Annotated in this window: 22 protein-coding genes; 11 read left to right on the forward strand and 11 right to left on the reverse strand. The window is 67.5% G+C overall.

The genetic code is table 11. The annotated features are described in order from the left end of the window. Together AC5RT3_RS02320 and nboR are read left to right on the forward strand one after the other, a co-directional pair. Positions 1-1543: transketolase-like TK C-terminal-containing protein (locus AC5RT3_RS02320; RefSeq protein WP_494123397.1), on the forward strand; the 1543-nt coding region annotated here is incomplete at its 5' end. A gap of 88 nt (positions 1544-1631) precedes the next feature. Beyond that, entirely contained in the window at positions 1632-2252 is a 621-nt protein-coding gene (gene nboR, locus AC5RT3_RS02325; protein WP_494123398.1) for a nicotine blue oxidoreductase, read from the forward strand. On the opposite strand, the gene AC5RT3_RS02330 is transcribed toward nboR, so the two are convergent. The 7 genes from AC5RT3_RS02330 to AC5RT3_RS02360 all read right to left on the reverse strand — a co-directional run bounded on the left by AC5RT3_RS02330 (position 2241) and on the right by AC5RT3_RS02360 (position 11108). Further along, entirely contained in the window at positions 2241-2882 is a 642-nt protein-coding gene (locus tag AC5RT3_RS02330; RefSeq protein ID WP_494009458.1) for a uracil-DNA glycosylase, read from the reverse strand. The two genes, nboR and AC5RT3_RS02330, sit on opposite strands and share 12 nt — an antisense overlap. Before the next feature lie 13 nt (positions 2883-2895). Continuing rightward, on the reverse strand, positions 2896-3876 hold the full coding sequence (locus AC5RT3_RS02335) for an aldo/keto reductase (protein ID WP_494009459.1): 981 nt from the start codon (positions 3874-3876) through the stop codon (positions 2896-2898). Between the two features lie 79 nt (positions 3877-3955). Then, positions 3956-6778: a molybdopterin-dependent oxidoreductase gene (locus AC5RT3_RS02340; protein ID WP_494123399.1), complete on the reverse strand. Its 2823-nt coding sequence runs from the start codon at positions 6776-6778 to the stop codon at positions 3956-3958. Positions 6779-6780: 2 nt separating this feature from the next. Next, positions 6781-7713, reverse strand: a complete 933-nt coding sequence (locus AC5RT3_RS02345) for an FAD binding domain-containing protein (RefSeq protein ID WP_494123400.1) — start codon at positions 7711-7713, stop codon at positions 6781-6783. Continuing rightward, positions 7704-8927: an XdhC family protein gene (locus AC5RT3_RS02350; protein ID WP_494123401.1), complete on the reverse strand. Its 1224-nt coding sequence runs from the start codon at positions 8925-8927 to the stop codon at positions 7704-7706. The genes AC5RT3_RS02345 and AC5RT3_RS02350 overlap by 10 nt, the downstream gene beginning before the upstream one ends. Before the next feature lie 150 nt (positions 8928-9077). Beyond that, the gene (locus AC5RT3_RS02355) at positions 9078-10598 is read right to left on the reverse strand and encodes an NCS2 family permease (RefSeq protein ID WP_494051732.1); all 1521 of its coding nucleotides are present in this window, start codon (positions 10596-10598) and stop codon (positions 9078-9080) included. 15 nt (positions 10599-10613) lie between these two features. Continuing rightward, positions 10614-11108: a nucleoside deaminase gene (locus tag AC5RT3_RS02360; protein ID WP_459791214.1), complete on the reverse strand. Its 495-nt coding sequence runs from the start codon at positions 11106-11108 to the stop codon at positions 10614-10616. A 404-nt stretch (positions 11109-11512) separates the two neighbouring features. Here AC5RT3_RS02360 and AC5RT3_RS02365 point away from each other — a divergent pair, with 404 nt between their 5' ends. Both AC5RT3_RS02365 and ligD read left to right on the forward strand, forming a co-directional pair. Continuing rightward, positions 11513-12880: an 8-oxoguanine deaminase gene (locus tag AC5RT3_RS02365; protein WP_494123402.1), complete on the forward strand. Its 1368-nt coding sequence runs from the start codon at positions 11513-11515 to the stop codon at positions 12878-12880. A 118-nt stretch (positions 12881-12998) separates the two neighbouring features. Further along, the gene (gene ligD, locus AC5RT3_RS02370) at positions 12999-14243 is read left to right on the forward strand and encodes a non-homologous end-joining DNA ligase (RefSeq protein WP_494123403.1); all 1245 of its coding nucleotides are present in this window, start codon (positions 12999-13001) and stop codon (positions 14241-14243) included. 5 nt (positions 14244-14248) lie between these two features. Here the strand turns inward: ligD and AC5RT3_RS02375 are convergent, their stop codons facing one another. Then, on the reverse strand, positions 14249-14428 hold the full coding sequence (locus AC5RT3_RS02375; RefSeq protein ID WP_494051735.1) for a hypothetical protein: 180 nt from the start codon (positions 14426-14428) through the stop codon (positions 14249-14251). 348 nt (positions 14429-14776) lie between these two features. Between AC5RT3_RS02375 and pucL the strand changes: the two genes are divergently transcribed. Next, the gene (gene pucL, locus AC5RT3_RS02380; RefSeq protein ID WP_494009467.1) at positions 14777-15691 is read left to right on the forward strand and encodes a factor-independent urate hydroxylase; all 915 of its coding nucleotides are present in this window, start codon (positions 14777-14779) and stop codon (positions 15689-15691) included. Between the two features lie 169 nt (positions 15692-15860). Beyond that, complete coding sequence (locus tag AC5RT3_RS02385; RefSeq protein WP_494123404.1) at positions 15861-17366, forward strand: nucleobase:cation symporter-2 family protein; 1506 nt, start codon at positions 15861-15863, stop codon at positions 17364-17366. Positions 17367-17423: 57 nt separating this feature from the next. On the opposite strand, the gene AC5RT3_RS02390 is transcribed toward AC5RT3_RS02385, so the two are convergent. Together AC5RT3_RS02390 and AC5RT3_RS02395 are read right to left on the reverse strand one after the other, a co-directional pair. Beyond that, a complete protein-coding gene (locus tag AC5RT3_RS02390) occupies positions 17424-17672 on the reverse strand; it encodes an SCO4226 family nickel-binding protein (RefSeq protein WP_494009469.1) in 249 nt (82 codons plus the stop codon). A gap of 114 nt (positions 17673-17786) precedes the next feature. Then, positions 17787-18542 (reverse strand): IclR family transcriptional regulator, encoded by a 756-nt coding sequence (locus tag AC5RT3_RS02395; RefSeq protein WP_494009470.1) that lies wholly within the window; start codon positions 18540-18542, stop codon positions 17787-17789. A gap of 210 nt (positions 18543-18752) precedes the next feature. Here AC5RT3_RS02395 and AC5RT3_RS02400 point away from each other — a divergent pair, with 210 nt between their 5' ends. The 5 genes from AC5RT3_RS02400 to AC5RT3_RS02420 all read left to right on the forward strand — a co-directional run bounded on the left by AC5RT3_RS02400 (position 18753) and on the right by AC5RT3_RS02420 (position 25179). Beyond that, complete coding sequence (locus tag AC5RT3_RS02400) at positions 18753-20198, forward strand: NAD-dependent malic enzyme (protein WP_494123405.1); 1446 nt, start codon at positions 18753-18755, stop codon at positions 20196-20198. 34 nt (positions 20199-20232) lie between these two features. Beyond that, complete coding sequence (aceB, locus tag AC5RT3_RS02405) at positions 20233-21831, forward strand: malate synthase A (protein ID WP_494051739.1); 1599 nt, start codon at positions 20233-20235, stop codon at positions 21829-21831. 3 nt (positions 21832-21834) lie between these two features. Next, positions 21835-23112 (forward strand): DUF6986 family protein, encoded by a 1278-nt coding sequence (locus AC5RT3_RS02410; protein WP_494051740.1) that lies wholly within the window; start codon positions 21835-21837, stop codon positions 23110-23112. Between the two features lie 16 nt (positions 23113-23128). Further along, positions 23129-23941 carry a bifunctional allantoicase/(S)-ureidoglycine aminohydrolase gene (locus AC5RT3_RS02415; RefSeq protein WP_494009474.1) on the forward strand — a complete coding sequence of 271 codons (813 nt, stop codon included), beginning with the start codon at positions 23129-23131 and terminating at the stop codon, positions 23939-23941. A gap of 89 nt (positions 23942-24030) precedes the next feature. Further along, positions 24031-25179, forward strand: coding sequence for a serine hydrolase domain-containing protein (locus tag AC5RT3_RS02420; protein ID WP_494123406.1), 1149 nt, complete (start codon positions 24031-24033; stop codon positions 25177-25179). 40 nt (positions 25180-25219) lie between these two features. On the opposite strand, the gene AC5RT3_RS02425 is transcribed toward AC5RT3_RS02420, so the two are convergent. After that, positions 25220-26401, reverse strand: coding sequence for a zinc-dependent alcohol dehydrogenase (locus tag AC5RT3_RS02425; protein ID WP_494051742.1), 1182 nt, complete (start codon positions 26399-26401; stop codon positions 25220-25222). Positions 26402-26411: the final 10 nt, after the last annotated feature.

Raw genomic sequence — 26411 nt, forward strand, 5'->3', positions numbered from 1 at the left:
CCTCGCCAAAACCGTCAAGGGCTACGGACTCGGACCCCACTTCGAAGGCCGCAACGCCACCCACCAGATGAAAAAACTCACGCTGGATGACCTGAAGGAATTCCGGGACTACCTCCGGATTCCCATTTCCGACGCCCAACTGGAGGCTGACCCCTATCGCCCGCCCTACTTCCATCCGGGAGCGGACGCACCCGAGATCGCCTACCTGCTGGACCGCCGGCGGGAGCTAGGCGGCTTCACTCCGGAACGGCGTTCAAACCACCAGGCCGTGGAACTGCCGGATGCCAAGTCTTACGAGGTGGCCAAGCGCGGCTCGGGCAAGCAGCAGGCAGCCACCACCATGGCATTCGTCAGGCTCCTGAAGGACCTGCTCCGCGACAAGAAGTTCGGGCACCGGCTGGTTCCCATCGTGCCTGATGAATCCCGTACGTTCGGCATGGATGCGTTCTTCCCCACGGCGAAGATCTACAACCCCAAGGGCCAGAACTACCTGTCCGTGGACCGTGACCTGGTCCTGGCCTACAAGGAATCCCCCGCAGGCCAGCTGATCCACCCCGGCATCAACGAAGCCGGCGCCGTGGCAGCCTTCACCGCCGCCGGCACCGCCTACGCCACCCACGGCGTGCCCCTGGTCCCGGTCTACGTCTTCTACTCCATGTTCGGCTTCCAGCGCACCGGGGACGCCTTCTGGGCAGCCGCGGACCAGATGACCCGCGGCTTTATCATCGGCGCCACCGCAGGACGGACCACCCTCACCGGCGAAGGCCTCCAGCACGCCGACGGCCACTCCCCCCTGCTCGCCTCCACCAACCCGGCAGTAGTCACCTACGACCCCGCCTACGGCTACGAAATGGGCCACATCATCCGCGACGGCCTCGAACGGATGTACGGCCCCGACAGCACGGACAAGAACCTCATGTACTACCTCACCGTGTACAACGAGCCCATCGTCCAGCCCGCCGAACCCGAGGAACTGGACGTCGAGGGCGTCATCAAGGGCATCTACCGCCTGTCCGGATCGGACGCGAAGGGACCCAAAACCCAGCTCCTGGCCTCCGGCGTCTCCGTCCCCTGGGCCCTCGAAGCCCAGCGGATCCTTGCCGAGGACTGGTCCGTCTCCGCCGACGTCTGGTCCGTCACCTCCTGGAACGAACTCCGCCGCGACGGCCTCGCCGCCGAAGAGGAAGCCTTCCTCAACCCGGGCGAACCAGCCCGGATCCCGTTCGTCACCCGGCAGCTGGCCGAGGCACAAGGGCCTGTCGTCGCCGTCTCGGACTACATGAAGGCCGTCCCGGACCAGATCCGGCAATTCCTGCCGCACCAGTTCGCCACCCTGGGCGCCGACGGCTTCGGCTTCTCGGACACCCGCGCCGCAGCCCGCCGCTACTTCAAGAACGACACCCACTCCATCGTGGTCAAAGCCCTGCAGATGCTGGCGGCGAGGGGCGAGGTGGAGGAGGCAGCGCCGTCGTACGCGATGGACCGCTACAAGCTGCTGGACGTGAACGCCGGAACCACCGGAGGAGCCGGCGGAGAGGCCTGACCCACGGTCGGAGTTTTTGTCCAGTTATAGCGACTTCAACGCCCCTAAGCCCGCCGTACCTGGACAAAAATTCCACTAGGGTGCAGCTATGGGGAACATGCGCACCACCGGAGTCGTCCTGGCCGCCGGCGCCGGGACCCGGCTGGGCCTGGGCCCCAAGGCATTGCTCGCCTACCGCGGCCGGCCGCTGGTAGAGGCGGTCGCCGGAACCCTGCTCGACGGCGGCTGCCGCGACGTGGTGGTGGTCCTTGGAGCGGGCGCACCGGACGTCGCAGCCAAGGCCGACCTGGACCGCTACCGGGTCATCGTCAACCAGGACTGGCGCACGGGCATGGGCAGTTCGTTCCTGCTCGGCGACCTGGAAGCGGACCCCGAGGACCATCTCCTCATCGCCCTCGTGGACCAGCCCGGCCTGACCCGGACAACGGTGGGCAGGCTCCTCGCCTCCCACCGGCCCGGACGGATCACCGCCGCCGCCTACCGCCCCCCGCAGGCGCCCGACGCCGGCCTGCCGCCTGCGCTGCGCCGCGGCCATCCCCTGCTCATCGATGCCTCGCTGCGGAAGGCGGTCAGCGCAACGGTGACGGGCGACGCCGGGGCGCGCACCTTCCTAAAGTCGCATCCTGAGCTGGTGGACGAGGTGGATTGCAGCGACCAGTCCACCGGCGGGGACGTGGACACCCCGGACCAGTTGGGCCTACTCCAGTAGCAGTTCCTGCAGTCCCTGCTTGAAGCCGGTCCGGCCGCCGTGGGACGGGTGCCGGATTTTGGGCACGTCCAGGCCGGCCTGAAGCAGGCTGCGGTGCGCCACATTGCCCACGGCCACGAGCCTGCGGATGGCGAACAGCTCAGCCAGCGCCTGCCAGAACGGCGTCCCCAGGGCTGTTTCCGCAGGCCGTGGCGTCCGGTTGGTCTGCGGCTGGCCGGGCCGGTGCGGGTGCCAGGGGAAGGCGCTCCACAGCAAGGGCAGGAACTCGAGCTCGGCCAGGACCTGCCACATCACGGTTGCTGTCGGCTCGGCCGGGACACCCGCAGCGTCAGGCGGCAGGACGTATCCCGTGCCCGCGCCGAAAAGGCCAAAACTGTTGGCCGGTCCTTCAAACATGGTCCGGTTGGTGAACGGGACCCCGGTGATGCGCATGCCGCGGAAGCCGGGCGCTTCGCCCACCAGAAGCACGTCCGGCGAGAAATCCAGCATTGCCGAAAGGTACAGCCGCAGGTTCGCCCGGCGAACTGCATTAGCGGGCACCGAGTGGTCGAAAAAGTTGGTGCATGCAGGCCCGGGCTCCGCCGCAGCAAGGGCCGCAACGAACCTGTCGAGGCCTGCAGCGGGACTCATCAGGCAGCGGACCCTACCAGCGCGGGTGGATGGCCTCGCGGAAGTAGTGGTCATAGATCCAGCGGACGCCGCCGTCGAACTCCTCGCTGATGGGCACTGACGCAGCAGCAGCGTTCGCCGCCGCCTGCTCGACGTTCCGCGCGCCGGGGATCACGGTGGTGACGCCGTCCTGCGCGGCGATCCACGCGATGGCCGCCTGCGCCGTGGTGGCCCCCGCGGGCACCAGCTGCTCGAATTCCGCCACGGCCTTCAACCCAAGCTCGTAGTCCACGCCGGAGAATGTTTCCCCGACGTCGAAGGACTCGCCGTTGCGGTTGTAGTTCCGGTGGTCGTCCGCGGCGAACGAGGTCTCCTTGGAGTACTTGCCGGACAGCAGGCCGGAGACCAGCGGCACCCGGGCGATGATGCCCACGTTTGCGGCCTTCGCGGCGGGGAGTACCTCGTCCAGCGGCTTGAGCCGGAAGGCGTTCAGGATGATCTGGACGGAGGCCGTGCCTTCATGCCGGATCGCCTCGAGGGCTTCGTCCGTCCGTTCCACACTGACGCCGTAGTCACGGATGGCACCCTCGGCCTTCAGTGTGTCCAGCGCGTCGTAGACCTCGGCGTTGCTGTAGACGGGCGTGGGCGGGCAGTGCAGCTGGACCAGGTCCAAAGTGTCGGTGCCGAGGTTGGTCCGTGAGCGGTCCACCCACTGGCGGAAGTTCGCGAGGGTGTAGTTTTCCGGAACCTGGTCCACCCGGCGGCCCATCTTGGTGGCCACGGTGATGTCCAGCCCGGGGTTGTCCGCGAGGAACTTCCCGATGGCCTGTTCGCTGCGTCCATCACCGTAGACGTCCGCGGTGTCGAAGATGGTGACGCCGGCTTCCACAGAAGCCGCCAGGATGGCCTGCGCCTGGGCGGGGTCCACGTTGCCCCAGTCAGCGCCGAGCTGCCACGTACCAAGCCCCACGACGGACACGTTCCGCCCGGTCTTGCCTAAAATCCGCTGTTCCATCCCTCGACTATATGCAACGCGGGACCACATCCGGTCCAAGGATGTCGCGCCGGAGGGTATTTTGTGACCTCGCGTCGCCTCAGGACAGCACGCGCTCGGCAGGCACCAGCCCCGCTTCCTTCAGCCCCAGGTAGATCCGGTCCCGGGCGATGGGCAGGGACGCGAACCGCACGCCGGTGGCGTTGCGGATGGCGTTGGCCAGGGCGGGTGCCACGGGGTTGAAGGGACTTTCGCTCATGGATTTCGCGCCCAGCGGCCCCAGGGAATCGTTGGTCTCGGCGAAGTACACCTCGCTGCGCGGCACGTCCGCAAAGGTGGGAATGTGGTACTGCCGCAGGATGTCCGTGGTGACCTTGCCGGCGTCGTCCACTACCACTTCCTCATACAGGGCGGCGCCGATCGCCTGGGCAATGCCGCCCTCGATCTGGCCGCGGCACTGGCGGGGGTTGACCACCACGCCGGCGTCGGCCGCCTGCACGCTCTGCAGGATCTTCAGCTCGCCAGTCCCGCGGTTCACCGCAACCCGGAAGCCGTGGACATTGAACGCCACGGAACGCGGCGTCCCGCCCCAGCGGCCCTCGGCAGCAAGTTCGACGCCGGCTTCCGCGGCCGCCTGCGCCAGTTCCGCCAGGGCCAGGGGCGTCCCGTCGATCACCACGGCGTCACCGTCAAGGACGCACGCGGCGGCCTGGGTCTGCCGGATGCCGGCCGCGAAAGCCCGGATGCGGACGGCCAGTTCCTCGGCCGCCGCCAGGGTGGCCTTCCCAGCCACCACGGTGCCGGCCGAGCCGAACGCACCGGTATCGTGCTCGATCAGGTCCGTGTCCGACTGCCGTACCGCCACCCGCGAGGCCTCGGTGGACAGGGCGGTGGCGGCGAGCTGGGCGTGGACGGTGGTGGTACCGTTTCCGAACTCGGCGGTTCCGACGTCGGCCTGGTAGGTCCCGTCCGGCAGGAGCCTCAGCCTGGAGTGGGCAAAGTGGCCGCGCGGCGGGACGGTGTCGATCATGGACAGCGCCGCACCTTCCCCGGTCAGCCAGTCCGGGCCCAGCTCGGCCAGGCCGGCGGCCCGGTACCGTTCGCGGCCCCGGTCCAGCGCGTCACGGACCAGGTCGAGGCACTGGTCCAGGCCGTAGCTGCCGTAGTGGACGTCCTCTTCCGGTTCCGGCTGGGTGGACAGCATGTGGTCGCCCTCCCGGACCATGTTCCGGCGGCGGAACTCCAGCGGGTCCATCCCGATGCCCGCGGCCAGTTCATCCATGGCGGATTCGATGGCGAAAATCATCTGGCTCAGCCCGTACCCGCGGAACGCACCGGCGGGCACGGTGTTGGTGTACATGGCGTGTGCGTCCACTTTCTTGTTGGCGCACTTGTACACGGCCAGGGACTCGCCGCACCCATGGAACATCACGCCGGGGCCGTGGTTGCCGTAGGCGCCGGTGTTGGTGAGGACGTCCAGTTCCAGGGCGGTCAGGTCACCGGACGAGGTGGCTCCGGCCTTGAGCTTGATGGTGAAGGGGTGGCGGGTGGTGGTGGCGGTGAACTGCTCGGTGCGGGTCAGCTCCAGCTGGACCGGACGCTGCAGCTTCAGGGCTGCCAGCGCCACCAGGTCCTCCACCAGCACCTCCTGCTTGCCGCCAAACCCGCCGCCAACGCGGCCGGCCACCACGTGGACCTTGCCCTCCTCCAGCCCGAACACCCGGCACAGTGTCCGGCGGACGAGGAAGGGGACCTGGCTGGACGTGCGCACCTGGAGCCGGCCGCCATCGTCCACGGAGGCGATGGCGGCGTGCGTTTCCAGGGCGACGTGCTGGACGCGCTGGGTGCGGTAGGTCTGCTCGTGGACGAAGTCGGCGGCGGCAAAACCGTCCGCCGCGCTGCCCAGTTCGGAGTGGAGTTCGGCCACCACGTTGCGGTCCGGCCGGGAGATGCGGGCAGTTGTGCCGTCCTTGTCGCCGTGCACCAGCGGTGCGCCGGGTTCCAGGGCGTCCTGCGGCGTAAAGACCGCGGGCAGTTCCCGGTATTCCACCTGCAGGGCGCGCACTCCCGCTTCGGCGGCAGCAACGGATTCGGCGACGACGGCGGCCACCCGCTGCCCGATGAACCGCACCACGTCATCCAGCACGCGGGTATCGTCCGGGTCGTCGGTGAACAGCTCGTGCTGGGCGGTGGAGAACGCTTGGGCCGGGGCATCCTCGTGGGTGAGGACTGCCACGACGCCCGGTACCTGCAGGGCCGCGTCCTTGTTGATGGAGATGACCCGCGCATGCGCGTGCGGCGAGCGCAGGATCTTCATGTGCAGCAGGGCCTGCTGCTGGTCCACTGGGATATCCAGGGTGTACCGGGCGGTGCCGGTGACCACGGCCCGGCTGGCGGGGGCCGGGACGTCGTTGCCCAGCCGTCCGGGCTCGGAATCGGGCTGGCCTTCCCCGGCGATGCCGGAACCCGGGCCGTGCGGATCGGGGTGGCCGGCGTGGCCGCAGATAGCGTCACCGATGGCGCGGTAGCCGGTGCACCGGCAGAGGTTGCCCTTGAGGTTCCGGGGCAGGTTGTCCCGTTGTTCGTCGTCGAACGTGGCGGCGGTCATCACCATGCCCGCGGTGCAGAAGCCGCACTGGAAGCCCTGCCGCTCAATGAACTGCTGCTGGACCGGGTGGAGCTCCGCGCCGGATGTGGCGGCCAGGCCCTCGATGGTGGTGACGGTGTGTCCTTCTGCCCGCACGGCGGGGTAGATGCAGCTGTGCACCGGGGTGCCGTCCACATGGACGGTACACGCCCCGCAGTCGCCGCCGTCGCAGCCCTTCTTCACGCCGAGCGCGCCCTGCTCGCGCAGGAAGGTCCGGAGGCACTGCCCCGGGCGGGGTGCGGCATCCGCTGATGTTCCGTTGATCTCGATGGCCATGCTCAGGCCCCTTTCGAAAGTGCGTCGCGGCCGGCCCGCGGTGGAAGCGCCCGGGGTGGCCAGAAGTCTCCGGAGACCTGGAGCCCGGCCGCCCCTTCCGGGGCGGCGAGTTCGGCGCGGATTTCCTCGGCGAGCCGGGAGGTCATGTCCCGGCGCCAGGCCGGCAGTCCGTGGATGTCGTCGTGGTAGAGCTCCTGCGGTATCCCGTCGTCAAGTGCCGCCGCCAGCTGGTCCTGTTCCGGGAGACCGTCGAAGCGCAGCTGCACGGGCCGCTTTGTTGCGGCGGTGACGGTGAGGACCAGGGAGGTGCCGCCGTCGAGCCGTCCAATGAGGAGCACCCCGGACCTGCCCAGATTGCTCAGCGAGAGGCGGCGGAACGCCACCCGCGAGGCAAGGGCCGACGCGGGGAGGTGGATGCTGCGGAGCAGTTCACCTGGTGCCAGGCAGTTCTTCGTGTCGCCGGTGACAAAGTCCGCCACCGGAACGGTGCGGCTGGCACCGCCGGGTCCCAGGATGATGGCCATCCCGTCCAGCCCGGCGCAGAGCGAGATCATGGGCCCGGCCGGAAGCGAGGTGCACAGGTTGCCGCCCACCGTGGAGGTGTTCCAGACCTTGAAGGAGGCCACGAACGAATCGCAGCACGGCCGGACCAGGTCCAGCCCCGGCCAGGGGCGGCCCGCGGCTTCGGCTGACTCCGGGAGCTTGTACAGCTCGGCAACGGTGCATGTCGCGGCGAGGTCGATGCCGTCGCCGGAAACAGTGACGGGCTTCCAGCCGGCGGTGCCGAGGTCCAGGAGGCGGCGCAGCGGCTGGGGGCCGAAGGCGAGGCTGCCATAGGAGAACAGGACGGTTCCGCCGGCCAGCCAGGCGTCGCCGTCGCGCCATTCTGCGGGGTCGGTGGTGGGAACCACCGCCTCAATGGTGTTCATGTCCATGCGATCTCCTGTGGGGTGGCGGTGTGCGGCTGCCCGGGTGCGGGCTGCTGGTGGATGGGACCGGAGGTGTCCCGCAGCGGGATGCAGCGGGCGGCGCGGTTGCGGGAGGCGAGAAGCTCGGCGGTGATGGACACCGCCACTTCCGCCGGCGTGACGGCGCCGAGGTCCAGTCCGATGGGCGAGTGAAGTTCGGCGATCCGTTCGGGACGGACGCCGGCGGCAAGCAGGTGGTCCACCCGCTGCAGGTGGCTGCGGCGGGAGCCCATGGCGCCCACGTAGGCGAGGTCCAGGGCCAGCGCCGTTTCCAGCAGCGGAAGGTCGAATTTGGGGTCGTGGGACAGCACGGCAACCACGGCGCGGCTGTCCAGCCGCCCGGCCGCCGATTCCGCGGCGAGGTAGCGGTGCGGCCAGTCCGTCACCACTTCGTCGGCCGCCGGAAACCGCGGCTGTGCGGTAAAGGCAGGGCGGGCGTCCACGAGGGTCACGTGGTAGCCGAGCAGCCTGGCGGCCGGGACCAGGGCGGCACCGAAGTCGTTGGCGCCGAACACCAGCATCCGCGGCGGGGCGAGGCGTGCTTCCACCAGGACCATCGCCGCGTCCCGGGGCAGGTCCTGGGCAAAATTGTCAGGCGGGCAGGTGCCGGCGCCAGCCAGCGGGACCACGCCCGTTCCGCCGCTGCAGAGGATGGCCTGGATCTTGCGGACGGATTTGGGATCCGGAGCGGTGCCGGGCTGCAGCAGGTTGGCGAGCCCGGCGTGTGCCTGGGCGCGGGCCGGATCTGACATTACGACGGCGGCTCCTCCCCCGGTGCCCAGCCGGCGCACCAGGGCCACGGGTTCGTCCGGGCCGCGGTCAGCGAGCAGGTGCAGGGCAGTCCGCAGCGGGGCGTCATTGCCCGCGGGCACCGGTTCGATATGGATGTCCAGCCGCCCCCCGCAGGTGAGCCCGGCGGCGAAGGCGTCGGCGGCACTGAAGCCGAACGCCTGGCGGCGGGTCCCGCCGTCGTCCATTGCCTCCTGGGCGAGCGCCACCACGGCGCCCTCGACGCAGCCGCCGGACAGGCTGCCCAGCACGTTTCCGGATTCGGTGACAATCATGGAGGTGCCCACGGGCCGCGGAACAGAGCCGGTAGCCGAGAGGATGGTTGCCACCGCGAACGGCTGGTGCGCGAGGTGGGGCAGCCAGGCGCCCAGGGAAGGGATCAGGTCAAGCATGGCGGCACTCCTTCTTCCGCGCGGCGGTGGTGTCCATTGTCGTTCCTGTCGGGTGGTACGGAAAGCAATTGGTTCGGAAAAGCTGATGGCCGGGACATCCGCACCCGTATGACGGATGCGGATGTCCCAAACGGCCGGGAAAACGGCGGATCAGGCGCCCATCAGGACGTTGATGGGGCCGCGGGCGAAGTACACCAGGAAGCCTGCGCTGACCACCCACATCAGCGGGTGGATCTTCTTGGCCTTGCCTGATGCCGCGCCGATAATGGCCCAGCTGACGAAGCCGACGCCGATGCCGTTGGCGATCGAGTAGCTCAGCGGCATGGTCACGATTGTGAGGAACGCCGGCAGGGCCACGCTGAACTTGCTGAACTTGATCTCGCGGATCTGCGCCATCATCATGGCGCCCACCACCACCAGGGCCGCGGCGGCGACCTCAAGCGGAACGACGCTGGTAAGCGGGGTGAGGAACATCGAGCCGAGGAACAGCACGCCCGTGACCACCGATGCCAGGCCGGTGCGGGCGCCTTCGCCAATGCCGGCCGCGGAGTCGATGTACACGGTGTTGGAGGAACCTGAGGTTGCCCCGCCGGCCACCGCGCCCACGCCTTCCACGATGAAGGCCGACTTGAGCCGCGGGAACGTGCCGTCCTTGTGGGCTACCCCTGCGCTCTTGGCGAGGCCGGTCATGGTGCCCATGGCGTCGAAGAAGTTGGTGAAGACCAGGGTGAACACCAGCATGGTGGCCGCGAGTCCGCCGATCCGGGCGAACGAGCCGAAGAGGTCGAACTGGCCCACCAGGCCCAGGTCCGGGGCGGACACCAGCTGCCCGGAGAGCACGGGGGTGTTGAGGTGCCAGCCGCCGGGGTTGGTGGCGCTGGCCGGGCCGATCTTGAAGATGGCTTCGACGACGGCGGCGAGCACGGTGGTGCCCACGATGCCGATGAGGAGCCCGCCCTGGACCTTGCGCGCCACCAGGATGCCCATGCTGAGCAGGCCGACGACGAACACGAGGGTGGGCACGGAGGTGATGGAGCCGCCGTCGCCCAGCTGCACGGGCGGCCCGCCGGCGGTGGCCCGGACAAAACCGGAATCCACGAAGCCGATGAAGGCGATGAACAGGCCGATGCCCACGGTGATGGCGGCCTTCAGTTCCTTGGGGACGGCCCGGAAGATGGCGGTACGGGCACCTGTAACGCCGAAGAGCACGATCAGGATGCCGTTGATCACCACCAGGCCCATTGCCTCGGCCCAGGTGACTTCCTGGATCACGGAGACGGCAAGGAACGAGTTGATGCCCAGTCCTGCGGCGAGGCCGAAGGGAAGGTTTGCCACCAGGCCGAAAAGGATGGTCATGACGCCGGCGGTGAGGCCGGTGACCGCCCCGACCTGCGCTGCGGAGAGCCAGCCGCCGGCAACGTCGGTGGGGGCGTTGTCCGCGCTGAAGCCGCCCAGGATCAGGGGGTTCAGGATGACGATGTACGCCATGGTGAAGAAGGTGACCAGGCCGCCTCGGAATTCACGCGCCAGTGTTGAGCCGCGCTGTGTGATCTGGAAGAAGCGGTCAAGGATGGAGTTCGACGCCGGCGGCTTGGGGGAACGCGGTGCCGGCCGGGGGGTGCGGGGTGTTGGAGCCGAATGCTCCTCGTGGGAGGAATCCAGGATGGTCATGGTGAGCCGCCGGGCCTAGTAGTCGATCCTGGTTTCGAGCGTGTTCCAGGTGTTGAACGGCTCCAGCGGCGCCGGCGCCTGGGGATCGCCCAGTTCCAGCTTGGAGACCGGCATCAGGGAATCCCTGTCCTGGTTATCGAAGTATTCGTAGAAGACGGCGTCGTCGAAGCCGACGGATGCGGCGTCGTGCCGGTCTGCGGCGTACACCACCCGCTCCACGCGGGCCCAGAGCGCCGAGGCGAGGCACATGGGGCATGGCTCGCAGCTGGTGTAGAGGACGGCGCCGCTGAGGTCGAAGGTGCCGAGCTCGCGGCAGGCGGTGCGGATTGCCGTGACTTCGGCGTGGGCCGTGGGATCGTTGTCCGCGGTGACGCGGTTGACGCCGTCGAACGTTTTGCCGTCCGCGGTGACGATCATGGCGCCGAAGGGCCCGCCGCTGTTGAGGACGTTGGCCGTTGCCAGCCGGATGGATCTGGCCAGGAACTGCTCGGCCGTGACGGTGGTACTCATGATGCGACTTCCTTTTGCCGGGAAGCCCGGTGCCGCTTGCAGTACCAGTAGAACCAGGTGCGACGGTTACCAGGCTTCAGCATGTGCTGTGAAGGTTAAGTTGCGCCTGGTAGATAGCTTCCCGGGAACCGGGTGCCCGCCTTTGGCAAAATCGAGATTAGCACCGGATTGTGGTCCGCGCCATAGTTTTCTGAAAACTTTATTCCGCAATGTGAAATCTGTGTTTCCACGCCTTCACTGGCGCAGAAAACGGAGGGCAGTCACAATCCGCGCGTTGACGGAACCCTGCCGGCTCCCTACGCTGAAGCCACCCGCGCCCCGCACCGGAGCCGCGGCCCTGGATCAGCAGACAGGGCTTCACTGAGCTGGATTTACTGCAACTGCGCTCAGATAGGGACAGCCCCATGAACTCCTCCCCTGCCACCAGCTCCCGCCTCTGGATCAAGGATCCGCAGGCCGCCTTCACCGCAAACAGCCTCGACGCCTCGGGGGGGATCGTGGTCAGCGGCGGCGTGATCGAGGAAGTCCTGGCTGCGGGGCAGCAGCCGGCGGTACCCGTCCACGAAACGTTCGACGCCCGCCGGCACGTCCTGCTGCCGGGGCTGATCAACACGCACCACCACTTCTACCAGACCCTTACCCGCGCGTGGGGGCCGGTGGCCAACGCCCCGCTCTTCCCCTGGCTGCAGAACCTGTACCCGGTCTGGGCGCGGCTCACCCCCCAAGACCTTGAGCTGGCCGCCACCGTGGCCTTGGCCGAACTACTGCTCTCCGGCTGCACCACCGCCGCCGACCACCATTACCTCTTTCCTGCCGGGCTGGAGGAAGCCGTCGATATCGAGGTGGCGGCGGTCCGCCGGCTTGGCATGCGCGCCACGCTCACCCGCGGCTCCATGACCCTGGGGACGGACGACGGCGGCCTGCCGCCGCAGTCAACGGTGCAGGCTCCGGAGGTGGTGCTGGAAGACAGCGAGCGGCTGGTCTCCGCGTATCACGAGCGGGGGGAGGACGCGGTGATCCAGATCGCTCTGGCCCCCTGTTCGCCATTCTCGGTGACCAAGGAAATCATGGCCGAAAGTGCAGCCCTCGCGGAGCGCCTGGACGTCCGGCTGCACACCCACCTGGCCGAAACGCTCGACGAGGAGGACTTCTGCCGGGAGATGTTCGGGCTTCGGACCATCGACTACCTGGACAGCGTCGGCTGGCTGACGGACCGCACCTGGCTGGGCCACGGCATCCACTTCAGCGACACCGAGATCAGCCGGCTCGGGGCAGCCGGGACCGCCGTCGCGCACTGCCCCACCTCCAATATGCGCCTGGCCTCGGGCACGGCCCGGGTCCTGGAACTTGAGGACGCGGGAGTTCCGGTGGGGCTGGGCGTGGACGGCTCGGCGTCGAACGATGCCTCGAACATGATTCTGGAAGCCCGGCAGGCGCTGTATCTCCAGCGGCTGCGGTATGGCGCGGATGTCCCGGTGGAGCGGGCACTGGGCTGGGCGACGCGCGGCTCGGCCGCCGTCCTCGGGCGGAGCGGGCTGGGCCAGCTGGCTCCCGGCATGCAGGCGGACCTTGCACTGTTCACACTGGACGATCTCCGCTTCTCCGGCAGCCACGATCCCCTCGCCGCCCTGCTGCTCTGTGCGGCGGACCGGGCCGACCGGGTGATGGTGGGCGGGCAGTGGCGCGTGGTGGAGGGGCAGATCCCGGGCCTGGACGTCGCCGGGCTCATCGCCGAGCATTCGGCTGCCGCCCGCCGTCTGGTGAACGGCTAGGGCGTGTTCCGCCGTTTCGACGGTTCCCTGCGCACACGATGTCCGGTGACGTCGTCCCGGCAGTGAACCGTCGAAGCGGGCCTATGCCGCGGGATCACATCGTTGCTAGCGTGGCCGCATGACTCCGTCAAAGACGCCGGCCGAGATCCTGGACATCGATGGTGAAGAGGTCCGCATCTCCAGCCCGGACAAGGTGGTGTTCCCGCAGCCCGGCCTGACCAAGCTGGACCTGGTGCGGTACTACGTGGCAGTTGCCGACGGTGCGCTGCGCGGGGCGGGCGGCCGGCCGATGGTGCTCAAGCGGTTTCCCAAGGGCATCGGCGAGGAACCCTTCTTCCAGAAGCGCGTACCGGAAAACCACCCTCCTTATATAGACACCACCACGCTGCATTACGCGTCGGGGACGTCGGCCGAGGAGGCGGTGATCCGGAACGCGGCAGGCCTGGCCTGGGTCATCAACCTGGGCTGCCTGGACCTCAACCCGCATCCGGTGCGTGCAGAGGACCTGGAGCACCCCGACGAACTGCGGGTGGACCTCGACCCCATGCCGGGCGTGGAGTGGTCGCAGATCGTGGACGTCGCCTACGTCGCGCAGGAGGTCCTCGACGACGTGGGGCTGGTTGGATGGCCGAAGACCAGCGGTTCCCGGGGGCTGCACATCCTGGTGCGGATCGCGCCGCAGTGGTCCTACCGGGATGTGCGGCTCGCCGCCGAAACCCTGGCCCGGGAAGTGGAGAACCGCGCGCCCGGCCTGGCCACGGCACGGTGGTGGAAGGAGGAACGCGGCGAGAGCGTGTTCGTCGACTTCAACCAGAACGCCAAGGACCGGACGGTGGCCTCCGCGTACTCGGTCCGGGCATTACCTGACGCGCGGGTATCAACGCCGCTGTTGTGGGAAGAGGTCCGCACTGCCAGGCCGGAGCGGTTGACGGTTCCCACGGTTCTGGAGCGGTTTGCGGACGTCGGCGACCCGCACGCGGGCATCGACGACGCCGCCGGTTCCCTTGACGGGCTGCTGGCCCTCGCCAAGGAGCTGGGTCCGGCCGAGAAGGCACCGCGGGGAGCCAACGGCTCGGGCCGCCGGCAGTCAACGATGCCGCTGATCGAAGTGGCCCGGACCCGGACGAAGCCGGAGGCCCTGGCTGCGCTGGACGAGTGGAAAACCCGGCACGCCGCCGTCGTTCCTTCACTCGCCCCGGCCGACGTGCTGGTGGACGGGATGCGCGGCTCAAGCTCGCTCTGGTACCGGGTGCGGGTGAACCTGCAGCACGTTCCCGAGGCGGAGCGGCCGCCCCAGGAGGAGCTCATTGCAGATTACGACCCCTGGGCCGGAAAGGAGTGGCCGGGACGTCCGCCGTCCTGACGGCGTCAGCGGCGGTTGAATCCCGGCAGCGCGTGGATCCAGCGCGAGAAGCGGCCGCGTTCGTGGACCCGGTCCTCGGGCACGTAGAAATCGGGATCCGTTCCGCCGCCAAGCGGGAGGTAGAACTCCGACGCTGTCTGGGCGGCCGCCGGTGCTGGTGCCGGCGTCGCGTCCTGCTGGTACATCTGGCCCTCCTCAAGCTGCTTTTCGTATGGCGGAAAATAAATCTTGCTATATGAAAGATTAGGCGCGCCGGGGCGAAACCGTCAATAGCTTCTGGTGCAGCGCCGAGGCCAGCCCGGTCACAAAACGAATTTTGGCCTTGTGATGTACACCACCGGATTGCGGGGGTACGCTGGAAGGCAACTCGTGGCGCACGTCACGTAACCTGGGAGCAGCAGGCAGGGTCGTAATGAGCTGGCATCAATGGATGCCGGCTCTTTTTTGTTGGGTCGGCTCCACCGGAAACGCGCCAGAAACGCGCGCTTAATTTCAGTGATGGAACCTTGGTTCCACTTACCGGAGATTGGGAAATGACCATGAGCAGCAAGATCATCCTCGGCGAAAACCAGTACGGCAAGGCCGAAGTCCGCGTCGTCAAGATCACCCGCGACACCAACCGCCACGAGATCGAGGACCTGAACGTCACCTCGCAGCTGCGCGGCGACTTCACCGCGGCACACCTGGAGGGCGACAACGCCCACGTGGTTGCCACGGACACCCAGAAGAACACCATCTACGCCTTCGCCCGTGACGGCGTCGGCTCCCCCGAGGCCTTCCTGCTGCGCCTCGGCGAGCACTTCACGTCCAGCTTCGACTGGGTGACCGGCGGCCGGTGGGAAGCCGAGTCCTACGCGTGGAACCGTATCCAGGCCCACGGCAGCGAACACGACCACTCGTTCGTCCGCAACGGCCAGGAAGTCCGGACCGCCGTCCTGGTCCGCGACGGCGCCACAACGCACCTGGTCTCCGGGCTCAAGGACCTGACCGTCCTGAAGTCCACCCAGTCCGGCTTCGTCGGCTACCCGCGGGACCGCTACACCACCCTGCCGGAAACCACGGACCGCATCCTGGCCACGGACGTCTCCGCCCGCTGGCGCTTCAAGACCGGAACCGACTTCAGCAACCTTGACTTCAACAAGAGCTACGACGACGTCAAGGGACTCCTGCTCGAAGGCTTCACTGAGAAGTACTCCCACGCCCTGCAGCAGACCCTGTTCGACATGGGCCAGAAGGTCCTGGAGGCCCACACCGAGATCGACGAGATCAAGTTCTCCATGCCCAACAAGCACCACTTCCTGGTGGACCTCACCCCGTTCGGCCTGGACAACCCGAACGAGGTCTTCTACGCCGCCGACCGTCCTTACGGCCTGATCGAGGCCACCGTCCAGCGCGAGGATGCCGCCCCGGCCCCGGCCGCCTGGTCCGGCATCGCCGGCTTCTGCTAGACCGCCTGCATCACCCCACCCCGTCCGGAGTTTTTGTCCAGATAAGTCGACTTCAGTACCTCTGAAGTCCCCATAAGTGGACAAAAACTCCGGACCCACAGATTTACACCCGTTAGCCAGACACAGTTAGCCAGACGATGACGTCTGCCATGAACCCAGAAAGTCTGCCATGAACACCAAAAAGAAACTGGCCGCTGCGGCCGCCGGTAAAGGGGCCCAGCAGGCCCGGCCGGAGGACCAGCGGCTGTCGATCGGAAGCACCTTCGCCTACGGCTTCCAGCACGTCCTCACCATGTACGGCGGCATCATCGCCCCTCCCCTGATCATTGGCGCGGCGGCCGGGATGAGTTCGCAGGACATCGGACTGCTGATTGCTGCCTGCCTGTTCGTCGGCGGACTCGCCACCATTCTGCAGACCGTCGGCGTTCCGTTCTTCGGCTCGCAGCTGCCGCTGGTCCAGGGTGTGTCCTTCGCCGGGGTCTCCACCATGGTGGCCATCGTGCACGGCGGCGGCGGGATCCAGGCGGTATTCGGATCGGTCATCGCCGCGTCGCTGATCGGCTTGCTGATCACTCCGCTGTTCTCGAAGATCATCCGGTTCTTCCCGCCGGTGGTCACGGGTACGGTCATCACCACCATCGGCCTCACGCTGATGCCGGTGGCCGCCAACTGGGCCATGGGCGGCAACAGCAAGGCCTCCAACTACGGCAGCATGGCCAACATCGGCCTCGCGGCAGCCACCATGGCCATCGTCCTGCTCCTGAGCAAGGTGGGCAGCGCCGCGATCTCCCGGCTCTCCATCCTGCTCGCCATGGTCCTGGGCACCGCCATCGCCTTCGCCTTCGGCATGGCCGACTTCTCCAAGGTGGGCCAGGGCGAAATCGTCGCCTTCCCCACCCCGTTCGCCTTCGGCCCGCCGGTCTTCGAAATTGCGGCCATCATCTCCATGCTGATCGTCATCCTGGTCACCCTGACCGAAACGTCCGCTGACATCATCGCCGTGGGCGAGATCGTGGGCACCAAGGTGGACTCCAAACGGATCGGCGACGGCCTCCGCGCGGACATGCTCTCCAGCGCCATCTCCCCGCTGTTCAACTCCTTCACCCAGAGCGCCTTCGCCCAGAACGTCGGCCTGGTGGCCATCACCGGGGTGAAGAGCCGCTTCGTGGTCAGCGCCGGCGGCCTGATCCTGGTGATCCTCGGCCTGCTGCCCGTCCTCGGCCGGGTGGTCGCAGCAGTGCCCACCCCCGTCCTGGGCGGCGCCGGCGTCGTACTCTTCGGAACCGTGGCAGCCAGCGGCATCCGCACCCTGGCCAAGGTGGAGTACAAGAACAACATGAACCTGATCATCGTGGCCGCCTCGATCGGGTTCGGCATGATTCCCATCGCCGCCCCCGCGTTCTACGACCAGTTCCCGTCCTGGTTCGGCACCATCTTCCACTCCGGCATCAGCTCCGCCGCCGTGATGGCCATCCTGCTGAACCTGCTGTTCAACCACCTGAAGGCCGGCAACTCGGAGAACCAGTCCGTATTCGTGGCCGGCACCGAGCGGGTAGTCCAGGAACAGGACATCAAGTGCCTGATGGACGGCGACCGCTTCGAGGGCGGCAAGCTCATCGACTGCGACGGCAAGGAAGTCAAGATCGAGTCCGCGGAGAAGGCGTCAGAACACTAGAGAAGGCAAAGGGACAGCCCCGGGGCCTTTGGCTCCGAGGCTGTCCTTTCCTGCGGATCAGACCACAAGCGGCACGGGATGAATCTCGTCCGCCGGATGGCCGGTCCGCTCATGAATGCGCCGGACCGCCTCGGCAGACGGAGCCTCCGACAGGCAGTAGACCAGGCCCGATTCAGGGTCCGCCCATGCCTGCTGGAAATCGACGCTTTCTTCACCCTGGATCGCCAGGTCCGCATCATGCGCAGCCCTGAGCTGTTCGGCAGTGATGCCGACCATGTTGTGGTGAACGTCCATGAATTTCGTCATGATGACAACCCCCGATGGGTTCGAATCCGATGGATGCCGCACATGGTACGCCCAGCTGCGAACACGGTCAACGGTCGCCGGAGGCATGCATTAAGCCACTGGCCGGGGAGGGGATCAGGAGCGGTTGAGTTCCGCGGAGATTGCCTCGGCTGCCTCCCGCAGGACGGGAACAGCCTTGTCGGCGAAGTGCTCGTCCACGCGGGACACCGGGCCGGAGACCGAGATCGCCGTGGGAGTGGGGGCGTTGGGCACGGCCATGGCAAAGCAGCGCACGCCGAGCTCCTGCTCTTCCTCGTCGATGGAGTAGCCGCGCTCGCGGATGAGCTTCAGGTCGGCAAGGAGGTCGTCGACGTCGCGGATGCTCTTGACTGTTGGCGTGGGCATGCCGGCGCGGGTAACGATGCCGCGGACCACGTCGTCGTCGAGCTGGGCCAGGATGGCCTTTCCGACGCCGGTGGCATGGGTATGCGCCCGGCGTCCCACCTCGGTGAACATGCGCATGGAGTGCAGGGACGGCACCTGGGCCACGTAGATGACCATGTCCGAATCGAGCACGGCCATGTTGGAGGTCTCGCCCAGCCGGTCAACCAGCGTCTTGAGCTGCGGGCGGGCCAGGGCACCGAGCTGCTTGTTGGCCCCCTCGCCCAGCCGGATCAGCCGCGGGCCCAGGGCGTATCGGCGGTTGGGCAACTGCCGGATGTAACCCAGTGCGACGAGGGTGCGCAGGAGCCGGTGGATGGTGGGCAGCGGCAGGTCCGTGGACGAGGACAACTCACTAAGCGTGACGTCGCCGCCAGCGTCGGTGATCAATTCCAAGAGTTCGAAGACGCGCTCAACGGACTGCACGCCTCCGGCGGCTTTCTCAGCCATAACCAAGTCTCCTGTGGCTCGGATTCCGACAAGTCTTATCCGCATCGTGAAAAGAGTTGCCCTAGTTGTTTCAAGATACAGCACGGGCCGTGCCGATGCGATCAGTCACAAACAGGGGTTGTCTTTCCATAAGGTAGATAATAATATCCATAATACGAAAACATTCGAGTTGGTCAGCAACCCGGACATGGCCCAACAGGAGGACATTCAATGGCGAACCCCAGCCCCGGAAATTCGATCACCCTGCGCGTGGAAGCACCGTCAAGCTTCAGCGCCACCAGCGAACTCGCCGCAGCCGTCGGAGCAGCCGGCGCCGCCATCACGGCCCTGGACGTCAGCGAGTCCCACCACGAGACACTGGTTGTGGACGTCACCTGCAACACCACCGACGACGCACACGCCGCGCGGGTCAAGGACGCCCTGAACGCGCTTGACGGAGTCACGGTCCAGCACGTCTCGGACCGCACTTTCCTGATGCACCTGGGCGGCAAGCTGGAAGTCGTCCCCAAGGTGGCCCTGCGCAACCGCGACGATCTTTCCCGCGCCTACACTCCCGGCGTCGCGCGCGTCTGCCTCGCTATCGCCGAGGACCCGGCAGCGGCCCGCAACCTGACCGTCAAGCGCAATACCATCGCCGTCCTCACCGACGGTTCGGCCGTCCTGGGCCTGGGAAACATCGGTCCCGCCGCCGCCCTGCCCGTCATGGAGGGCAAGGCTGCGCTCTTCAAGCAGTTCGCCAACGTGGACGCCTGGCCGGTCTGCCTGGACACCCAGGACACCGAGGAGATCATCAAAATCGCCAAGGCCATGGCCCCGGTCTACGGCGGCATCAACCTGGAGGACATCGCCGCGCCCCGCTGCTTCGAGATCGAAAACCGGCTCCGCGAGGAACTGGACATCCCCGTCTTCCATGATGACCAGCACGGCACCGCGATCGTCACCCAGGCCGCCCTGGTCAACGCCCTGCGGGTGGTGGGCAAGAAGCTCTCCGAGGTGAAAATCGTGGTCTCGGGCGTCGGCGCCGCCGGTTCCGCCATCATTCAGCTCCTCAAGGCGCAGGGTGCCCGGCACATCATTGCCGCCGGCCGCTCGGGTGCCATCCACGCGGGCGAAAAGTACGACGACGAGCACCGCACCTGGATTGCCGCGAACACCAACCAGGACGGCTTCTCCGGCAGCCTCCACGACGCCCTCAAGGGAGCGGACGTGTTCATCGGCGTCAGCGCCCCGCACGTCATCGGCGAGGAACAGGTGGCCTCCATGGCCGAGGACGCGATCGTCTTCGCCATGGCAAACCCCACCCCTGAGATCGACCCCGTCATTGCGTCAAAGCACGCCGCCGTGGTGGCCACCGGGCGCAGCGACTTCCCGAACCAGATCAACAATGTGCTGGCCTTCCCCGGATTCTTCCGCGGCCTGCTGGACGCCGGGGCAAGTGACATCACGCCGGACATGCTGGTGGCCGCGGCCGAGGCCATCGCCAACCGGGTTGCTGACGACGAGCTCAATGCCAGCTACATTATCCCCAGCGTCTTCGATCCCCATGTGGCCGCCGACGTGGCTGCAGCAGTGGCAGGGGCCGCCCGTTCCGCCAACGTGGCAACCAAGGGCACGGATGCCGCCGAGGTTCCCGTGGCCGCCCTCGCCAACGCCTGACCGCCCGACTTCCAGCCATAGGAAAGGACCAGAAATGGCCATCACCGTCACAGATCCCCGGCCGATCAACCGCGCCGAGGAGATCCTCACCCCCAAGGCGCTGGCTTTCGTGGAGGAGCTTCACAAGCGCTTTGCCGGAACCCGCAACGAGCTGCTGGCAGCCCGCGCCGCCAAGCGGCAGCGCGTCGCGGAGACCGGAAAGCTGGACTTCCTGCCGGAAACCCAGGACGTGCGCGACGGCGACTGGAAGGTCGCGCCGGCACCGGCAGCCCTGCAGGACCGCCGGGTGGAAATGACCGGCCCGGCGTCGCCGGCGAAGATGGCCATCAACGCCCTGAACTCCGGCGCCAAGGTGTGGCTCGCGGACCTTGAGGACGCCAGCACCCCCACCTGGAGCAACGTCATCGACGCCATCCTCAACCTCCGTGATGCCGCGCAGGGCACCCTGAGCTACACCTCCGACGAGGGCAAGGAGTACAGGCTCCGCACCGACGCGCCGCTCGCCGTCGTGGTGGCCCGCCCCCGTGGCTGGCACATGCAGGAAAAGCACCTGCTGATTGACGGCGAACCGGCCGTGGGTGCGCTGGTGGATTTCGGCCTGCACTTCTACCACGTGGCCAAGCAGCTGGTCCTCAACGGGCACGGTCCGTACTACTACCTGCCCAAGATGGAGAGCCACCTTGAGGCCCGGCTCTGGAATGACGTGTTCGTCTTCGCCCAGGACTTCCTGGGCCTGCACCAGGGCACCATCCGCGCCACAGTGCTGATCGAGACCATTCCGGCAGCGTTCGAGATGGACGAGATCCTCTACGAACTCCGGGACCACGCCTCCGGCCTGAACGCCGGCCGCTGGGACTACCTGTTCAGCCTCATCAAGTACTTCCGCGACGCCGGCGAAGAGTTCGTCCTGCCGGACCGCGCCTCGGTGGCCATGACCGCGCCGTTCATGCGCGCCTACACCGAACTGCTGGTCAAGACCTGCCACAAGCGCGGCGCCTTCGCCATGGGCGGCATGGCGGCCGTCATTCCCAACCGCCGCCACCCCGAAGTGACCGAGGCGGCGTTTGCGAAGGTCCGGGCGGATAAGACCCGCGAAGCGAACGACGGATTCGACGGCTCCTGGGTTGCCCACCCGGACCTGGTTCCCACCTGCCGCGAGGTCTTCGACTCCGTCCTGGGAAGCAAGCCGAACCAGCTGGACAAGCAGCGCCCGGAGGTCAACGTCACCGCCGGCCAGCTGCTGGACGTCTCCTCCGCCGAAGGCCAGGTCACCGAGGCCGGCCTTCGGCTGAACCTCTACGTCGCCGTGGCCTACACCGCGGTCTGGCTTTCGGGGAACGGCGCGGTGGCCATCCATAACCTGATGGAGGACGCCGCCACCGCCGAAATTTCCCGTTCCCAGGTGTGGCAGCAGATCCGGAACAAGTCCGTCCTGGCGGATACCGGCAACACGGTGACCAAGGAGCTGGTGGAGCGGATCCTGGGCGAGGAAACCGAGCGGCTCCGCACCGAGTTCGGTGACGAGGCGTTCCGCCGCTACTACCAGCCGGCCAGCGAACTGATCGCGAACATCTGCCTCTCGGACGACTACACCGACTTCCTCACCACCCCCGCCTACGAACTGGTGGGCTGAGGCATGCCCGCATCACCCAGACCCTCGCTCACACCCGGGGACCTGGCGCACATCGACGGCCAGCTGGCCGACACGGACCGGCTCCTGGAACACAACTATCCCGGCGACGACGGCTCGCGCCAGCCCGTGCACACGGTGTACGTGCCCGCAGACCGCTTCACGCCGTCGCTCGCTGCCGAGTGGGGCACCGAAGCCAAGGCTGCCGTTGAGGCCCACGGCGGCTTCGGGAGGCTGGGGAGCCTGCTGGGCCAGGAGCCCGGCCTCGCCGAGGCCGTCGCCTCGCGGGTGGAAGCGAAGCTGGCCTCCGAACCCATCGAGGATCTCCGGCTCGACTTCGAGGACGGGTTCGGAGACAGGGGCGACGACGCCGAGGACGCAGCGGCGGTTGCCGCGGCTTCCGCTGTGGCCGCCGCAGCCGCGGCCGGGTCCGCTCCCCCATTCATCGGTATCAGGTTCAAGTGCTTCGAAGCGGCCACCCGGGCCCGCGGGCTGCGCACACTGGACCTGTTCGTCTCCGGCCTGGCCGCCGCCGGCGAGCTGCCGGAGGGGCTGGTACTGACCCTGCCCAAGGTGACCACCGTGGCCCAGGTCCAGGCCATGGACTTCGCCGTGTCCCGGCTGGAGCAGGTGCACTCGCTGCCCGCCGGCCGGCTGCGTTTCGAGGTCCAGGTGGAAACGCCCCAGCTCATCCTGGGTCCGGAGGGCACGTCACCGGTGGCGCAACTGCCGCACGCAGTGCCCGGCCGGATCAGCGGCCTGCATTACGGCACCTACGACTACTCGGCGTCGCTGCAGATCTCCGCGGAGTACCAGTCCATGGAGCACCCCGTGGCGGACTTCGCGAAGGAAGTCATGCAGCTCGCGGTGGCCGGCACCGGCATCCGGCTCTCGGACGGCTCCACCAACATCATCCCCGTGGGCGACAACGTGGAGAACGCCTGGCAACTGCACGGGCGGTTGGTCCGGCGGTCCCTGGAACGGGGCTACTACCAGGGCTGGGACCTGCACCCTGCCCAGCTGCCCAGCAGGTTTGCCGCCACGTACGCCTTCTACCGGCAGGGCCTGCCCGCGGCGGCAGCCCGGCTGCGCAACTACGTGGAACAGACCGCGGGCGGCGTCATGGACGAACCCGCCACCGCCCGGGCACTGGCCGCGTTCGTCCTGCGCGGCGTCCAGTGCGGTGCAGTGGGGGCCGATGAGGTCCAGGCGCTCGCCGGCGTCGGGCTTCCCCAGCTCACCGCGCTGGCCCACCCGAGGCTCGCCACCACCTCCAACTCCTAAGCAAAGGAATCCCTCCATGGGCAAGTACTACTACCCGCAAGGCGGCCTGCCGCCGCAGACCCACCTCACCACCGAGCGCGCCATCGTCACCGAGGCCTACACAGTGATTCCCAAGGGGGTGCTGACGGACATCGTCACCTCCAACCTGCCGGGCTTCAGCAACACCCGCTCGTGGATCATCGCCCGCCCCATCTCCGGGTTTGCCACCACCTTCTCCCAGCTGATCGTGGAGATCGCCCCGGGCGGCGGAGCACCGCGCGCCGAGTTCGAGGAAGGCGTGGAGGGCGTCATCTTTGTCACCAAGGGCAAACTCAACCTGACGCTGGACGGCGAGCTGCACCAGCTCGAGGAAGGCGGCTACGCCTACCTGGCTGCTGGCTCGCAGTGGGGCCTGGAGAACGTCTCGGACGATATCGTCTCCTTCCACTGGATCCGCAAGGCCTATGAACGCCTGGAGGGATACGAGGCCAAGTCCTTCGTCACCAACGAGAAGGACGTGGAGCCGACGTCGATGCCGGACACCAACGACGTCTGGAAGACCACCCGCTTCACCGACTCCAACGACCTTGCACACGACATGCAGGTCAACATCGTGACGTTCCAGCCCGGCGGCGTGATCCCGTTCCCCGAAACCCACGTCATGGAACACGGCCTGTACGTCCTTGAGGGCAAGGCCATGTACCTGCTCAACAACGACTGGGTTGAGGTAGAGGCAGGCGACTTCATGTGGCTGCGCGCCTTCTGCCCCCAGGCCTGCTACGCCGGCGGCCCGGGCGAGTTCCGGTACCTGCTCTACAAGGACATGAACCGGCAGGTCCGCCTCACCTGAGCCGCACTCCCCAACCAGGTAGCGCCACCTCTCGTTTTGGAACCCCAAAACGACAGGTGGCGCTACTTAGTTGGGGGAAGAATAGTTCCATGGGTAGCCGCAGGGGCCGCATCACAAGGTGCATGACGGCTGTGCTGTGTGCCGTCATCCTGCTGGCCGGTCCGGGCTGCATCGGGCAGCCAGAGCCCCCGGACCCGGACCCGGACAAGCCCGCCGCCATCGCGCTGCTGGAGGCTTTCAGTTCCAGGATGGTCGACGACGGCGCCCCGGCAGTCCTCATCGCCGTCACCATGGGCGAGGACGCATGGACCCACGCCGCCGGGGTCCGGAACCTGGAGACCCGTGAAGCGGCAACGGTGGCCGATCCCGTCCACGTCGGCACCATCACGGAGTCCATGGTGGCCGTCTCCGTGCTGAAGCTGGTGGAGGAGGGCAGGCTGGACCTTGACGGCCAGGCCAGCGAATACCTGCCGGAGTTCGGCGCCGTCCTGAAGCCGCCCGGCCCCGTCAGCGTCCGGCAGCTGCTGACGCATGAATCCGGGCTTCCGGACTTCTCCCTCCCCCTGCTGGCATCCGGACACTGGGAGGAGCTGGCGGGCCGGCCGCTCCCCCTCGAACAGCAGCTGGGCCTCGCCGCCACCCTGCCGTGGGACGGCAGGCTGGCACGGATCTTCGACTACTCCCGCTCCAACTACGCGGTGCTGGCCCTGATTGTTGAGCGGCTCCGCGGCCAGGACATCGGGCGGGTCCTGGCAGCCGACATTGCCGGCCCCCTGGGGCTGGAGGCATCCACGCTTGGGGGCCCGCAGCCCGCAGGCATGGTGCACGGCTACGTCACCATCGAGGGCATCCCCAGGGACGCGGCCGCGCCCGCCTGGCTGGCCGAGGCACCTTCCAATGGAGCCGTATCCACAGTGCAGGAAGTGAACAGGTTCTACGCGGCGCTGCTGCAGGGCAGGCTGCTGGCACCTGACACCGTGACCGCCATGAAGGGCGGCTACTCGCAGTACTACGGCTTTGCCCTGCGGCGCTGGAACAACACCTGCAACAACCGCTTCTACTACGGGCTTCCCGGGGATGTGGACGGCTACGGAACCATCGCCATGACCAGCGAGGACGGCAGCAAACAGCTGGCCATCACCGTGGCCTACCCTCCCGGGCCGCCCACCCTCGGGGTGAACCCGCTGCTGTTCGAGATGCAGGAGGTTGCCCAGGAGGCCATGAACAGCTTCTGTTGACGTTCAGGCCTCCCGGCCCCTGCCTCCGCTGGTAAACGGCTCAGGCGCCCGGGTTCAGGACCACCTTGATGCAGCCGTCCTCCTTCTTCTGGAACTTTTCGTACAGTGCAGGGGCACCTTCCAGACCCGAGCGGTGGGTGACCAGGTCCATCACCCCCAGCGGATCGGCGTCGTCCTCAACGAGCGGCAGCAGGTCGTCGGTCCAGCGCCGGACGTTGCACTGGCCCATCCGCACCTGGATCTGCTTGTCGAACAGCGTCAGCATCGGCATGGGGCTCGCCTGCCCGCCGTACACGCCGCTGAGCGAGATGGTCCCGCCGCGGCGCACGGCGTCGATCGAAGTGTGCAGGGCCGCCAGGCGGTCCACGCCGGCGGTCTCCATCGCCTTCTGGGCCAGCTTGTCCGGCAGCAGGCCCAGCGCCTGGTGGGCGAAGCCTGCCACCGGCGAACCGTGGGCTTCCATCCCGACGGCGTCCACCACCGCGTCAGGGCCGCGGCCGGAGGTCATCTCCCGCAGTTCGTCCGAAATGGTCTTGGTGTAGTCAAACACCTCCACCCCGTGCCGCGCGGCCATCTCCCGGCGCTCCGGGACGGGGTCCACACCCACCACGCGGAAGCCGCGGTGGACGCCGATCCGGCTGGCGAACTGGCCCACCGGCCCCAGGCCGAACACGGCAAGGGTGCCGCCTGGCCGGACGTCCGCGTACTCCACGGCCTGCCAGGCGGTGGGAAGGATGTCGGAGAGGAAAAGATAGCGCTCATCGGGAAGCTCTGTTCCCACCTTTACCGGGCCGTAGTCCGCATGCGGGACCCGCAAGTACTCGGCCTGCCCGCCGGGGACCGAGCCGTACAGCTCCGAGTAGCCGAAGAGGGCCGCTCCTGAACCCTTCTCCTTCACCTGGGTGGTTTCACACTGGGACTGCAGGCCCTGTTCGCACATGTAGCAGCGGCCGCAGGAGATATTGAAGGGCACCACCACGCGGTCCCCGGGGCGAAGGTTGGTGACTGCGCTGCCCACTTCCTCCACGATGCCCATCGGTTCGTGGCCGATCACATCGCCTTTGTGCATGTACGGGCCCAGGACCTCGTACAGGTGCAGGTCCGAGCCGCAGATCGCCGTCGAGGTGATGCGCACGATCGCATCGGTAGGCTCCTGGATCACCGGGTCCGGCACTTCCTCGACGCTTACCGAGCGTTTCCCTTGCCAGGTCAGAGCTTTCACAGTTTCCCTT

The organism is Arthrobacter sp. Y3221159 (genome assembly GCF_059089885.1).